Source organism: Pseudovibrio sp. FO-BEG1, assembly GCF_000236645.1.
Lineage (GTDB): Bacteria > Pseudomonadota > Alphaproteobacteria > Rhizobiales > Stappiaceae > Pseudovibrio.
On record NC_016642.1, the window covers coordinates 5,079,261 to 5,092,090 of the forward strand.

Annotated in this window: 15 protein-coding genes; 9 read left to right on the forward strand and 6 right to left on the reverse strand. The window is 52.6% G+C overall.

From position 1 onward, the window contains the following. The first annotated feature begins 48 nt into the window (after nucleotides 1-48). Both PSE_RS22830 and PSE_RS22835 read left to right on the forward strand, forming a co-directional pair. A complete protein-coding gene (locus tag PSE_RS22830; protein WP_014286953.1) occupies nucleotides 49-690 on the forward strand; it encodes a thiamine phosphate synthase in 642 nt (213 codons plus the stop codon). Nucleotides 691-694: 4 nt separating this feature from the next. After that, complete coding sequence (locus PSE_RS22835) at nucleotides 695-1,777, forward strand: tetratricopeptide repeat protein (RefSeq protein ID WP_041768769.1); 1,083 nt, start codon at nucleotides 695-697, stop codon at nucleotides 1,775-1,777. A 131-nt stretch (nucleotides 1,778-1,908) separates the two neighbouring features. Here the strand turns inward: PSE_RS22835 and PSE_RS27410 are convergent, their stop codons facing one another. Then, the gene (locus PSE_RS27410; protein ID WP_193384382.1) at nucleotides 1,909-2,247 is read right to left on the reverse strand and encodes a hypothetical protein; all 339 of its coding nucleotides are present in this window, start codon (nucleotides 2,245-2,247) and stop codon (nucleotides 1,909-1,911) included. A 98-nt stretch (nucleotides 2,248-2,345) separates the two neighbouring features. Between PSE_RS27410 and efp the strand changes: the two genes are divergently transcribed. Both efp and PSE_RS22850 read left to right on the forward strand, forming a co-directional pair. Further along, complete coding sequence (gene efp / locus PSE_RS22845; protein ID WP_008551541.1) at nucleotides 2,346-2,912, forward strand: elongation factor P; 567 nt, start codon at nucleotides 2,346-2,348, stop codon at nucleotides 2,910-2,912. A 68-nt stretch (nucleotides 2,913-2,980) separates the two neighbouring features. Beyond that, a complete protein-coding gene (locus PSE_RS22850; RefSeq protein ID WP_008551559.1) occupies nucleotides 2,981-3,775 on the forward strand; it encodes an inositol monophosphatase family protein in 795 nt (264 codons plus the stop codon). Between the two features lie 87 nt (nucleotides 3,776-3,862). Here the strand turns inward: PSE_RS22850 and PSE_RS22855 are convergent, their stop codons facing one another. The 3 genes from PSE_RS22855 to PSE_RS22865 all read right to left on the reverse strand — a co-directional run bounded on the left by PSE_RS22855 (nucleotide 3,863) and on the right by PSE_RS22865 (nucleotide 7,490). Then, nucleotides 3,863-6,184 (reverse strand): hypothetical protein, encoded by a 2,322-nt coding sequence (locus PSE_RS22855; RefSeq protein ID WP_208998027.1) that lies wholly within the window; start codon nucleotides 6,182-6,184, stop codon nucleotides 3,863-3,865. Nucleotides 6,185-6,401: 217 nt separating this feature from the next. Then, nucleotides 6,402-6,851, reverse strand: coding sequence for a hypothetical protein (locus PSE_RS22860; protein WP_041768770.1), 450 nt, complete (start codon nucleotides 6,849-6,851; stop codon nucleotides 6,402-6,404). A gap of 225 nt (nucleotides 6,852-7,076) precedes the next feature. Next, the gene (locus PSE_RS22865) at nucleotides 7,077-7,490 is read right to left on the reverse strand and encodes a putative quinol monooxygenase (protein ID WP_014286958.1); all 414 of its coding nucleotides are present in this window, start codon (nucleotides 7,488-7,490) and stop codon (nucleotides 7,077-7,079) included. A 135-nt stretch (nucleotides 7,491-7,625) separates the two neighbouring features. Between PSE_RS22865 and PSE_RS26790 the strand changes: the two genes are divergently transcribed. From PSE_RS26790 to PSE_RS22880, 3 genes are all read left to right on the forward strand, one after another. Further along, a complete protein-coding gene (locus PSE_RS26790) occupies nucleotides 7,626-8,171 on the forward strand; it encodes a TetR/AcrR family transcriptional regulator (protein WP_051125956.1) in 546 nt (181 codons plus the stop codon). A 96-nt stretch (nucleotides 8,172-8,267) separates the two neighbouring features. Then, complete coding sequence (locus PSE_RS22875; RefSeq protein WP_014286960.1) at nucleotides 8,268-8,765, forward strand: DUF2938 domain-containing protein; 498 nt, start codon at nucleotides 8,268-8,270, stop codon at nucleotides 8,763-8,765. Nucleotides 8,766-8,896: 131 nt separating this feature from the next. After that, complete coding sequence (locus tag PSE_RS22880; protein ID WP_014286961.1) at nucleotides 8,897-9,667, forward strand: metallophosphoesterase; 771 nt, start codon at nucleotides 8,897-8,899, stop codon at nucleotides 9,665-9,667. A gap of 9 nt (nucleotides 9,668-9,676) precedes the next feature. Here PSE_RS22880 and PSE_RS22885 read toward each other — a convergent pair whose 3' ends face one another. Together PSE_RS22885 and PSE_RS22890 are read right to left on the reverse strand one after the other, a co-directional pair. Further along, on the reverse strand, nucleotides 9,677-10,273 hold the full coding sequence (locus PSE_RS22885; protein WP_014286962.1) for a helix-turn-helix transcriptional regulator: 597 nt from the start codon (nucleotides 10,271-10,273) through the stop codon (nucleotides 9,677-9,679). A gap of 282 nt (nucleotides 10,274-10,555) precedes the next feature. Continuing rightward, nucleotides 10,556-10,822 carry a hypothetical protein gene (locus tag PSE_RS22890; protein ID WP_014286964.1) on the reverse strand — a complete coding sequence of 89 codons (267 nt, stop codon included), beginning with the start codon at nucleotides 10,820-10,822 and terminating at the stop codon, nucleotides 10,556-10,558. A 428-nt stretch (nucleotides 10,823-11,250) separates the two neighbouring features. On the opposite strand from PSE_RS22890, the gene PSE_RS22895 reads away from it, so the two are divergent. Both PSE_RS22895 and PSE_RS22900 read left to right on the forward strand, forming a co-directional pair. Next, nucleotides 11,251-12,102, forward strand: coding sequence for a ParA family protein (locus PSE_RS22895; protein ID WP_014286965.1), 852 nt, complete (start codon nucleotides 11,251-11,253; stop codon nucleotides 12,100-12,102). Then, nucleotides 12,099-12,644 (forward strand): hypothetical protein, encoded by a 546-nt coding sequence (locus PSE_RS22900; protein ID WP_041768771.1) that lies wholly within the window; start codon nucleotides 12,099-12,101, stop codon nucleotides 12,642-12,644. Before PSE_RS22895 ends, PSE_RS22900 begins: the two co-directional genes overlap by 4 nt. Nucleotides 12,645-12,830: the final 186 nt, after the last annotated feature.

Sequence of the window (12,830 nt, forward strand, 5' to 3'; positions counted from 1 at the left end):
CTACCGCCAAGAACTCTATTTATCGGAATTTTATCAGGAGCAAACTCAGTGCATCCGCGTCTGTATCTTGTCACACCACCTACCTTTGACCTCGACGAGTTCGAAGGACAACTCAAGCAAGCTTTGGAAGGTGGCGACATTGCGAGCCTGCTGATCTCCATGCCGGACGCAAACGAAGGCGAACTACAGGCAGCTGCAAAGCGCCTTGTTCCTCTGGCGCAGGCAAATGAAGTTGCTGTTCTGATTGAAAACAACACCCAGATCATGGGCCGCTCTGGCGCAGATGGCCTGCACGTTTCCGGTACTGACAAAGACCTGGAAGACGTTATGCAGTCCTTCCCGGAAGACCGCATCATCGGCCATGCAGGTGTTAAGACGCGTCACGACGCCATGGTCATCGCATCCATGGGCGTTGATTACATGTTCTTCGGTCTGCTTTCTCTGAAGCAGGAAGAAGAGCCACATCGCAAATCTCTGGACTACGGCAGCTGGTGGTCTGAAGTGTTCGAAACGCCATGTGTTGTCCTGGCTGGCACCTCAGTTTCCTCAGTTGACACCGTGGCCCAAACTGGCGCTGAATTCGTAGCAGTACGTGAAGCTGTCTGGAATCACCCTGAAGGGCCAAAAGCAGCTGTTGAGCAGGCAAACGCTATCCTCTCAACACACACACTGGCGGAAGTTGAGGACTGATCTTTTGAAGTTGTCTGGTTCTATCAAACTCGTAACTGTCGCAACTATGACCGGCCTGCTTGGCTGGCAGGGCATGGCTGTTGCGCAAACAACCCCGAGCGGTGGAACCACACCTCAAGGCGCAAGAACGGTTGATCCGTACAATCCAAACGGATCACCACTGCTGCCTTCCCCAGTTTCAAGAGCCCCTTACATCCCGCATGTCACCCCAACGCCAGAAACCATTCAGGGCGATCCGGCCTACGGTGCGTTCCAGCGCGGTTGGTACCTGACAGCACTGGCTCTGGCGACCCGTCAGGCCGAAGCTGGAATCACCAGCTCTAAAACCCTGCTCGGCGTTCTTTATGAGTCTGGCAGAGGCATCCCGCAGGACCTGCCATTGGCCGCCAGCTGGTATGAGCTCGCCTCCAACGATGGTGACCCGCAAGCCGCCCTACGCCTCGGCCTGCTCTATCTGGCCGGTGCCGGTACAAAGGCTGACAAGGACAAGGCCGCCCAACAGCTGGAAAAAGCTGCTGCTGCCAACATCCCCGAAGCCCTCTACAATCTCGCCCTCCTCCATCAGGAAGGCAAAGTCCGTCCAAACGATCCCAAGCAAATCAAATCATTGCTGGAGCGCGCCTCTGAAACCGGTGACGCAGACGCAATGCTGGAGCTGGGCATCTACCTGAAGGACGGCCCGGAAGAGATCCGCGATCCACTACGCGCCGCCTTCTGGATGGGCCGCGCCGCCCGCCGTGGCTTGGTCCCAGCACAGATCTACTACGCAACCTTGCTGTTTAAAGGCGATGGCGTCGTGCCAAACGAGGCAGAAGCCGCAGATTGGTTCGAACGCGCTGCCAGCAAAGGCAATCCGATCGCTATGAACCGTCTCGCCCGCATCTACGCCAATGGCCGCGGACGTCCAGTTGACCTGATCGAAGCATCCGCATGGCAGTTCCACGCTGGTCGTCAGGGTATCCTCGACAGCGATCTGGAAGCTCTCTCCAACTCCCTTTCTCTGGAGCAACAGGAGCAAGCCAGTAAGCGCGCCGCCGAAATCGGGATTAAAATCGGGGCCTCACCAGTACTCCAGTCAGCTCAATAGTATCTGACTATAGTTCTTTTGATGATAAACCGATGAGTTTTTGCGTAAAATTATCATCAGATAAAGTATAAAAATCAGGTAAACTCTGACCAACACCACATCAACTTAAACACACTCAGCTTCGCGCAACGTCAGTCGATTAAATTACTCTGGTCCTTTAATCGAAAAAGCAATACCATGAAGCAAATAAGTGTATTTATCAGTCGCTTAGCTTTAGCCTTAGGCATTGGTGTCATTTCATTTCTGACATTCGGTGAAATGATCGCAACTGGCCTGCTTGATATAGGCGTCCCCACCCAGGTTGCAGCACTCGGCAAGGTGGCAACTTTCGTTCTTGCTGTCATTTTTGTTGCACAAACCACCAGACGCAGAAGCGACAGAAAGCCCTGAGCTTTTCCGCACTCACCTTGTGGATATGCACCGGAATGCAGGTTCACGGCGAGCATCCGCTCTTTTTCCTTGAAAATCACGTGAAATTATGTTGCACAGACCTCCAGACAGGCTGCGACCCTAGGCTCAGCGCCAATCCGCGTCCGGCTGTAACATTATCAAACTGATTGGTAGTTCTATGAAACTCAATGGCAACGAAATTAAGCCAGGCAACGTGCTTATGCACCAGGACACACTTTGGGCTGTTGTAAAAGTTCAGCACGTGAAGCCAGGTAAAGGCGGCGCATTTGCTCAGGTAGAAATGAAGAACCTGCTTGACGGTCGCAAGCTGAACGAACGCTTCCGCGCAACTGAGTCCGTTGAGCGTGTTCGCCTTGAGCAGAAAGACTACCAGTTCCTCTATGAAGAAGGCGACATGCTGGTATTCATGGATAACGAAACTTACGAGCAGCTCGAACTTCAGAAAGAATTCGTTGGTGAGCGCGCAGCATTCCTGCAGGACGGCATGACCGTAACTGTTGAACTGCACGAAGAAAAGCCAATCGGCATTTCTCTTCCAACCCACGTCACTCTGGAAATCGTTGAAGCTGACGCAGTTGTAAAAGGCCAGACCCAGTCTTCCTCTTACAAGCCAGCAGTTCTGGAAAACGGCGTTCGTTGTATGGTGCCTCCGTTCATCACCTCCGGTGAGAAGATCGTTGTAGACACCGACACTGTTGAATACGTTCGTCGCGCAGAGAAATAATCTAAAAGCAATAAAGATGAGGCAGCATACGGCTGCCTCATTACCCATTCAGGAACGGTGAATATAAAATGGCACGTACGGCCCTTCTCAACGTAATGGTCCAGGCTGCGACAAAAGCTGGTCGCTCTCTGGCACGGGACTTCGGCGAAATTGAAAACCTGCAAGTATCCCGCAAGGGCCCAGGTGACTTTGTCTCCCAGGCAGATCACAGAGCAGAAAAAATCGTTCGTGAGGAACTTCAGAAAGCACGCCCAACCTACGGCCTGCTGATGGAAGAATCCGGCGAAGTGGAAGGCACTGATGGCCAGCACCGCTGGATCATTGACCCACTCGACGGCACAACAAACTTCCTGCACGGTATTCCGATCTTTGGTGTTTCCATCGCTCTGGAACGCGCAGGTCAGATCGTTGCGGCAGTGATCTACAACCCGATCATGGACGAGCTGTACACCGCTGAAAAAGGCTCAGGCGCATTCTGTAACGACCGCCGCCTCCGCGTTGCTGCTCGTAAAGACATGACCGACTGTCTGATCGGCACCGGCATTCCATTCATCGGTGTTGGCGACCATGGCCGCGCACTGAAAGAAATCCGCCACGTGATGGGCGAAGTCGCAGGCATCCGCCGCGCTGGTGCAGCTGCACTGGATCTGGCATGGGTCGCTTCCGGTCGTCTCGATGCATTCTGGGAAAACGGTCTGCATCCTTGGGACATGGCAGCAGGCGTTCTGCTGGTTCGTGAAGCTGGTGGTTTCGTGTCCGATGCCAACGGCAAGGACAACATGTTCGAATCCCGCACCATCATCGCAGGCAACGAGTTCACCCACCTTCAGCTGCGTGAACTGCTGGCAAAAGCCAAGTCATAAGACAGACGGCGCTTAAGCCCAAGAATTCCAAAAGGCAGCTTGCCCCGGACCACTCCGGCAAGCTGCCTTTTTTGTTGCGCTATTGCTCTACGCCCGCACCTGAAACTTCTTCGCCAGCACCTTCACAGCGGCATCTGTGCTCAGCCCTGCGATGGCCTGGATCTGTGCGGCATCATCAAAGAAGCATTTCATCACAGCGATGGCAGGGGATTGATCCCAATGCGCCATATCCACCTGCGCGATCTCAGTCACCAGCCGCTGATGGAACCGGTTGAGCGCGAATTTTGTGCTGTGCTTGGTTAAAGCGTCAATGGCGTGTTTCTTTATCTCAGCTTCCACTGTGCTCCGCCGCACTGAGTTCCCCTGACCGACTTCAATGCCATTCTTGCGTGCGTACTTGCGCATAGCCTGCGGATCACCAGCAATCACCTTTTGCAACTGCTTGCTCTTGTAGTGATGAATGCCCCACTTGATCAGTCGGGCTCCAGCCATAGTCACGGTTCCCAGCACAAACGCCCCGCCAATGGCCGCCCCAACAGGCCACGCCGCAGCAGCGACACCAGCAGCAACCACACCGCCTGTCGCAGCTGCCACAACACCAGCCACACCGGAAACCGTGAGCGCAGCAAAACCCAGCCCATCAACGGCAGAAAGCACCGCCTTCCCAATCTTGGTGTTCCGCGCACGGGACTGATTATCGGCAATCGTCTTGGTAATCATTGACAGCTCAGCATCCCGCGCCCGAGAGACTTTTCGCGATCCTTCCAAGCCAGAAACAGGAACCTCTTGCCGCTCGGCAAACAACCGATGTAAGGCCTGCGCTTTCTTGCCAGTCTGGTGATGTTTAAAGGCACGGATAGCTGTGACACTGGCATCATAGGCGGAAAGCCCCACAGCAAGAACGCCCACTCCTGCACCAACAGTGCCAGCGGCATAGCCGAGCCCTTGAGTGACCAGAGAGATGCCCTCAACGTTGGCAGAGAGCGCCCTTTCAGCGATAGCCAAGCCATCAGAGACCATCGCAAGCCCCCAAACCTCAGCCGACAGAATGTTGACGTGCATCTGGGTCTTGTAGTCACTACGCATGGCCTTCGCCAAAGTGGCGTTCTTGCCGTAGTTCGCAACAAGACCTGTCAGCGCCTTATGAGCCTTGTCCGCATCCTTCATCCGCAGCTTCAGCGCACCATCCAGATGATTTAAAGCCCCTTCCAGATGCGCAGCCTCACTGGCAGAACTCTCTCCATAAGTCAGCGCCACCTGATTACGCAGAGCCGTCAGCCGCTCCACCTCGTCAGCAGCCCCCTTCTCCACTCTGACATACGCATCTAAGGCAGACTTCGCAGACGCTGACAAATTCGGGAACAAGCCATTCAGCGCAACACCGAGGCCCTGCTTCGTGATTTTGCCCGCCTGAACTGCTTGCGCCAAGGTGTCCACCAATGTCAGCGGAGAACCATCACCCTTCTGCACATCCTTGACCATGCGCGACAAAGCTGCCAGCTCGGCAATGTCTTTCTGTGCCTCAAGAAACTGCTTGGCTTCAGTGCGATACGTATTGAGCGCGTTGTCCGCTGCCTTCATGCTTGTGTAAGCAGATCGCGCAGAAATCAGGCTCTGGATCGCGCCCAGCGCATAATAAAAACTGGTGAACCCAAAGCGACCATAAGCAACACCATCGGTGATCGGCACTTCGGTCCGGAAGATCTCTTCCCGCCCATTCACCGCAGCATTAATCAGCGGCATCACATTGTGCGGAAACTTACCCAGTCCATTGCGCACCAGCCCTTCCGTCTGCACACCTTCCGCAATCGCACCTCGTGCCGTCACGCGGGTGGGATGATAGCCCCCCTCTTCTCCACTGGCAGTTTCAGTGAGCTGAGCCGTGCTGACTTGACGCCACTCTTCCTGCCCCGCCCGCAGCAACGACTGCGCCCTGCCTCCGCCCAGCGCCCGATCCAGCGCAGGCTGACGCTCTTTCAGGTGCCCTTCCAGGTGCTTCAGCACAGGCCGAAGCACCTCAACCGTGTCACGGCCTGCAGCTGAACCACCAGCCACCCCGTTCAGATGCTCAACCAAAGCTGTCTTGGCTGTTTCTTGTTCTGGCTCAGCAAAAGAGACAGACACCAACTGCTTCTGTAGGTCCGCCGCGCGCTCTTTCGTCAGCAAGCTCGGATCTTTTGCAAATGCCTGCAGCGCCTGAAACACCCGATGCTCACTGCCAACACCAGCAGTCTTGTTACCAAACCGGGCCTCCCCGCCCAAAACATCCCGCTGCACAGGCTGTAGCTTAAGGCGCGCATCCAGTAGCGCTCGCTCCATGGAGGAGAGAGGCGGCTCGTTCCGTTCTGACTGTGCAGCTTGCCCGGACAGGTCAGAGGACGGAACAGGCCGCCGATGAAAACTCGCCATGGAAACAGCCCGCTGTGGCTGAGGAACCCGTCTTTCCTGCCCCTCTGCAACCGGTACCACCGACAACCGATAGGGCATCCGTGCCGATTGGGTGCTCCCGCTCCTTGAAGCCGTGCGCCCTCCTGACTGATCGACAGGCGGTGTCACGTTAGAGCTGGGTATGCTGACTTGCGATGTTACTCCGGTATTCCTCATGGTGGCGTTCCTCCCAAACCACTCAGACCAATATATGCTCCGAGGTCCACTGGCTTTCTGCTCCTCCGGCATCACTCAGCGAATGGCGCAGCTGCAAAGCCTCACCAATAAAGCTCTTCAAAGCTTCCATCAGATGCTCAACGGGATCGCTCATATGTAAGAGGAGTTGCTGGCGCACCGCATAATGCTGCTGTGCATCTAGGATAAGGCCAAAAGACGTAAGTTGCCCAACACGTGCCAAAAGGGTTTTCAGTTGTGGCAGTTCAAGACCATTTTCCGGAAAGACATCAGCCTCAAGCTGCACTTCGTAGCGCCGTTCCTGATAGCGTGCCGAAATCATCGTCGTCAGATGGTGTTCATCTGAGTGAAGCGCGACCTGCCCCGCCCTGTTGGGTGCCAGATCCGGCAAGTGCAACAGTGCGGCAAGCCGTTCAAATAGGTCCAGTAATTCCGTCTCCTGACATCGCCCCATTATGCTCTCCCCAAAACTGCATGAAGCAAAAAGCGAACCTCACGAGCGTAGAGAAGCAACAAAGCCCCAAGTGTATCGAAGAGCACAACCAAACGACGAAATTGATATTTTATTTCCCTAAAAATGGAATCGTTGAAATATAATAACCAAACGGAAGAACATTAGCCTCAGACCAGCTTGCGTAGATCAATAGTCATCACAAGCTGATCTGGCAGGTCAGGCCGATTAATTTGGAAACGGCAGTTCCTTGTTGACCTCATAGACCTTCGCCGTCATTCCCTTTGATTTCAAAGAGCTTAGTTCCTTTTGAAACTTCGCCATATGCGGGGTTTTAAAGTGCGGCACAAGCGCATCCATGCTCTCCCACATCTCATAGATCCTCAGGATATTCGGGTTCGTCGCATCCAAAGACGATTTGTAGGAGATACAGCCAGTTTCTTCAGCAGTCGCTGCATCCATTTCCTGTACAGCACCAATCTTCTGCTGAATCTGATTGTCTTCAAACTCAACCTCAACAGTCACGATAATCATTCCAGTTCCCTTCTTCTCCAATTTCTGAGCTGCTGCAAAAACCGGCCCCGGCACCATACCGGTCACCATGCTCGCAGCCAGTGCCTGCAAAACCACACGTCGTTCCATGTCCGCAGTCCTTTCATTTCCAACACGTCATCATGCTGTTCATCAGCGCGATCAACTTCACCTCAATTTACAACATGACATTTTTTGTATATTTGTAATTCTTGACAAAATGACATTTTTTGTCAAGATGTGAAAATGGAAAATTTGCGAGAGAAGATTCTGGAAGCCGCCATACAGGCATTCATGCGCTTTGGCATCGGCCGCACCCGCATGCACGACATTGCCTCAGAAGCAGGCGTGGCGCGACAGACAGTCTATTCAAACTACAAAAACAAAACCGAGATCCTGTGCGCCTGCATCTCGTATTTCTCAGCGCAGTCGCTCACTGCTATTCAGGGCGAATGGGCACAGCTGGAAACTCTGGAAGATAAGCTGCACGCTTATCACGAGCACGCCATCATCGCCTCCTTCAAGGTCATCACCGCCTCCGAGGAAGCCAGAGACATGATCGGCGGCTTCAATGAAGAAGGCAAGGCAGCCACCCTGCAAGCCCAGCAAACCAAAATCACGGCCTGCACGGATATGCTCTCTGACTACACATTCACCCAGCAAAGCCCGCAGCAACTCGCCGAATACCTCGTGTTGTCCTCCCTTGGCATCCGGGACCACGCCCAGTCAGAGGATCAGCTGCGCCAGCTTCTCAACACTCAAACAAAAAGCATTCTGGCCCTGTTAGCCTGAGCAAAGTTATCCATTAAAACCCAGCAGATACCGCTTGACCTCAAGTCGACTTGAAGTGGCACCTTTAGCTAAATTCCTAGAAGGAAAGGCAAAAACGTGCACACAACAAGTCTTCTGGTCAACGCTCTCCTCCTGGGCATTGGCGCAACAATTTTCATGGATCTGGTCGCCTGGGTCCGGCTGCGGTTCTTCTCCATCGCAGCCTTGGATTACCGCCTCGTAGGCCGCTGGATGCTCAGCATGCCGCGCGGCCAATACAATCACCAAACCATTATTCAGAGCCCGCCCCAGCCGTTTGAGCGTTCCACAGGGTGGGTTGCACACTACGCGATCGGCGTTATACTGGCCCTATTGATGCTGGCGGTCACTGGATCAGACTGGCTGCAAAACCCAACCATCCTGATGCCACTTGTCATCGGCTTCCTCTCCCTGGGTTTTCCTTTCTTCCTCATGCAACCCGCCTTTGGCTTTGGCATCGCTGCCGCTAAAACGCCTGCCCCGAAGATTGCCAGAATAAGAAGCTTCATCGCCCACATGTCCTTCGGCCTCGGCCTCTACCTCACCGGACTGTGCCTGATCTCCCTCCCCCTATAAGGCACGTCCAGCAGCCCACAGCCGCAAAGCCAACAAATTGAGGCTGTGGGTTTGCTCCTCATTTGTTTTCTTAAAGTAGATTGGCACCACCATTGAACACGACACAGACCAGTATTTGGAACGGGACGACCATGCCAAAACCCTATCCAACACTTCCGGAAGGGACACGCATTTACGCAGTTGGTGACATCCACGGCAGGCTAGACCTGCTGGAAACCATGGGCAAAGCCATCGAGAGCGACCTGAAAAAGCGCCCGATCGCCGATCCCGTAACCGTCTTCCTCGGCGATTACATTGACCGTGGGCCGGACAGTCAGGGCGTAATCGATTTCCTCGTCGACAACCACCACCGCACGCCCCGACAGATCTGCCTGAAAGGCAATCACGAAGCATCCTTGCTGGAATTTCTGGAAGACGCGGGCACGCTCTACCATTGGGAAGATCTGGGCGGCATGGAAACCCTACTGTCCTACGGCCTCTCCCACCATGACCTGATGGGCTCCGCAGGCGCAGAAAGCGTGCAGACCATCTTCAGGGAGAACTTTTCCAAGCTGCACGAAACCTTCTTCAGATCACTGGAACTCTACTACAAACGCGGTGACTACCTGTTCGTCCACGCTGGCATTCGGCCCGAAGTGGCGCTGGAAGAGCAAAGCGAAGATGAGCTCATGTGGATCCGCGGCCCTTTCCTCAATTATGAGAAGAGTTTCGGCCTCTTCGTCGTCCATGGCCACACGCCCGTGGAACACATCGACCGCCGCACCAACCGGCTGGATGTAGACACCGAGGCCTATGCCTCCGGTCAACTCACCTGCGCAGTTCTGGAAGGCAGCGAAATGCAGTACATCACTGCCACCACAGACGGCTGGGAACTCTTCGACTTCATCCCCACGCACAAATAGCGCAAAACCTTACATCTGCACGATAAATTGATGCGCCGCCGCATACTGCATGTAAGAGCGCAACAACTGCTTCTGATCCTTCATCTTCAGCTTGCCCTGCGCACTCTTCAACTGCTTACGCGCCGTATCCGGTTGAATGTCAGCTCCCAACGCATACTCGGTCACGTCCACCCCTTCCAGAATAGCCCGCACCACCCGCCCTTCTGCCGGGCTCAATCCAAACAACGCACAAAACGAAGAAAACACATTCTCCGGCAGACCATTACTGTGCCCCAGCTGAAAAATACAGATCAGATGAAGATGCGGCGCCATCGGATGCTGCGGCGCTTCATAATGCACCTGCACCAGAAAACCGCCATGCTTGCCCTCATGAGCCCGATAAAACTCGCAGGACTTATTCTTCGCCTGCGCCAGTGCAAGCGCCTGCTCAAACTCGTGATTGTTATCCAGCAGAGCCAGCCTCTGATCCACCTGCGCCAGCAACACTCCCTGCTCCAGCAGACGACCCGCCATCGCATTCACACCCGAAACCCTGCCATTCTCCAGCGTCAGAACACCCGCATTCATCAAATCAACGGTCTGAAACTTGCGCTTTAAAGAACTCATAGCGATTCAAACTAGTTAAAATTAGAACTACCTAACATATAACCCCAATCACCTCTTGTATACGTCAGGCATCGCAAAATTTACGTAGTTTTCCCGACATAAGCACCACACACACCAAAGCACTGGCCTGCGGCGGGGATGAAAAAACCGCAGACCAGCAGGACACCCATTGAGGGCTGAACAAGGGTGTTGGAGTGTATCACCGAAAAGCCCAATCCGGTTTTCGGTTTAAGATACGCCCGAGCATAGACCGCCCTTCAGGTGCCGATCACAGTGATGAGATCAGGAAGCCACTGTCAAGTTTATCGGCTGCGGATGAGCGACCCGCTCTAAAGTTCCGCAGGCTTTTTCTAAGGCCTCCAGGCGGTCACGAAAGGCGTAATGCAAAGTGAACAAAGCATCCCGCTCCCGCGAATCCTGCATCCGCTCGCTCAGCAAAAGCTGCTGAAAATACGCAAGGTTCTGCAAGTCCGAGACAGCAATGATAACTTCGTCAATATCGTTCTGAAGAGTATTTGTGGCGCTACACGCGCATGCGGAGTCGGTCATATTCAAAGCCTCGTTGTTGGCTGTTGAAGGACCGCACGACAATTGGGTTTTCTAGTCCCCACTGGCGAGCGGGAGGCTAGAAACCTGACAACGACAGGCGAGTTTATTCCCTCCCGAAGAAGGTATTGTATTCACCGCCCTCCCGCTCATAGCAAAGGGTTTGCGCACTATAAAATAGGCACAAAAAATCCGCTAGTTAACGGGAGCGGGTACCGCGTTGAGAGGTTTCTAGGCCTCACAAATGAATGTGGAATGAAACTCGCATCTTGTCAAATTGCAACTTCTAACAAGTGTGCGTAACGGGAGAAAAACAAAACACTCATTGCCTAACTACAGTTTGTCGCGCAATGAGTGCTAGATTGCCTACTTGTTTCGATATAGATGTACCATAGGTATACTTTAATTATATATAAAATCAGGAGTTGCAAATGGCCGTAACGGTATCTCTCGTAAACATGAAGGGAGGGGTAGGAAAAACTACCCTCACGTTTAATCTGGCATGGTATGCAGCATGGGCAGCAAATTTGCGGGTACTTGCCGTTGATTTAGACCCGCAATCAAATCTTAGTCAGTATTTCATGGGAGCGGAGAGTTACTTAAAGTATTTAAGTAATGGCAGGCCTACTGTACTAGATATTTTTGAGCAATTTTCGGCACCATTTGCATCTAATGGTTCTGCTGCACCATTGGACGCAAATAATGTTATTCATAGACTGAAGGCATGGCAAGACAACAGCTTGCTCGATCTCCTACCGGCAAGACTAGAGCTTGCATGGACACTAAAAAACCCAACCGACAAGTCCCACTTACTTCCTAGATTTTTATCACAAGTGTCTCATAATTACGACTTGATTATTATTGATTGTCCACCAACGGAATCCATCCTAACAACAGCAGCTTACCAAGCAAGCAGATACGTCGCGGTACCCGTTAAGCCAGAATTCTTGGCCACCATTGGTCTCCCTCTATTGGCTAGATCGATTGAAGATTTTAAGATGATGCATCAAAATCATCAGCTAGATATGGCAGGCATCATCTTCAATGGACTTAGGAGATCCAACACACCACCTGAGCAAACGCAATCAATTAGAGATGTGACTGCTCTAGCAAACAAGCAAAATTGGCATGTTTTTGATAACGTAGCCCATCATTCGGACTCATACCCAGCAGGCTCACGGCAAAGCGATCCTATTTTTCTAACTGATTATGCTCGTGAGTATGTTAAAGATGAGCTCAACCAAGTCGCAGACCAATTTCTTCGAACCGTGGGGATCATATGAAAAAGAAGAGCCGTATACTTGCCTTGCAGTTAGCACAGCTACTGGAGGAATATACCGCTACAGAGATCTCCGAAGCTGTGAAATTACTTGAAGCTTCAGGCTCAACGAGTGGATTACTTACCTACCTTAATAAAGGTAACGCCAGTAAGCAACCAATCTCACTCACAAGTCGAAGAAGGCAAGCGGTAGCACCCAAACAAACAGAACAAGCAACATCTAAGGCTGTTCGAGAGTTACTAAAATCTGATCCTGATCGCTATCAAGTCTTATTTGAGTTTGATCAGGTTCTCAGACGTGGTGATGCGTTAAAGAGAAGCGCGGATCTACGACGATTTGGCGAAGTTATTAGCAAAGAGTTCCATCCGAGAAGCAACCGTCGCGACAACATTTCCGCTCTAATGTCGGTGTTAACGCTTTTGCCAATAGAAGAGATGAAGAAGCGGATTAATGAAGCGCTTAGTACTTCAGATGACCGTTCATCTAGTAATTATGAGAAACTCGCAACCTTCTTGATGTCTGGTACGAAGGATAACTCACCATGACCACATCCCGTCCAAATCGCGGCATCAGGGGCGCGAAAATGCGACTTATTTAAAAACATACGCATTTCTTGCCCAATCGCGGCGATTTGCGGTTTCCTATTAACCGGAAATCGCGTTATCTAAAGACATCATTAACTTTAAGGCGGGTTCTGCTTGATTGGTCTGACCAGACAAAACGAAGCCGCT

Excerpts from the sequence above, each read along its gene's own strand:
- efp (WP_008551541.1), top strand. The coding sequence starts at position 2,346 with ATGAAACTCAATGGCAACGAAATTAAGCCAGGCAACGTGCTTATGCAC.
- PSE_RS22850 (WP_008551559.1), top strand. The coding sequence starts at position 2,981 with ATGGCACGTACGGCCCTTCTCAACGTAATGGTCCAGGCTGCGACAAAA.
- PSE_RS22855 (WP_208998027.1), bottom strand. The coding sequence starts at position 6,184 with ATGGCGAGTTTTCATCGGCGGCCTGTTCCGTCCTCTGACCTGTCCGGG.
- PSE_RS22860 (WP_041768770.1), bottom strand. The coding sequence starts at position 6,851 with ATGGGGCGATGTCAGGAGACGGAATTACTGGACCTATTTGAACGGCTT.
- PSE_RS22865 (WP_014286958.1), bottom strand. The coding sequence starts at position 7,490 with ATGGAACGACGTGTGGTTTTGCAGGCACTGGCTGCGAGCATGGTGACC.
- PSE_RS26790 (WP_051125956.1), top strand. The coding sequence starts at position 7,626 with ATGGAAAATTTGCGAGAGAAGATTCTGGAAGCCGCCATACAGGCATTC.
- PSE_RS22880 (WP_014286961.1), top strand. The coding sequence starts at position 8,897 with ATGCCAAAACCCTATCCAACACTTCCGGAAGGGACACGCATTTACGCA.
- PSE_RS22885 (WP_014286962.1), bottom strand. The coding sequence starts at position 10,273 with ATGAGTTCTTTAAAGCGCAAGTTTCAGACCGTTGATTTGATGAATGCG.
- PSE_RS22890 (WP_014286964.1), bottom strand. The coding sequence starts at position 10,822 with ATGACCGACTCCGCATGCGCGTGTAGCGCCACAAATACTCTTCAGAAC.
- PSE_RS22895 (WP_014286965.1), top strand. The coding sequence starts at position 11,251 with ATGGCCGTAACGGTATCTCTCGTAAACATGAAGGGAGGGGTAGGAAAA.
- PSE_RS22900 (WP_041768771.1), top strand. The coding sequence starts at position 12,099 with ATGAAAAAGAAGAGCCGTATACTTGCCTTGCAGTTAGCACAGCTACTG.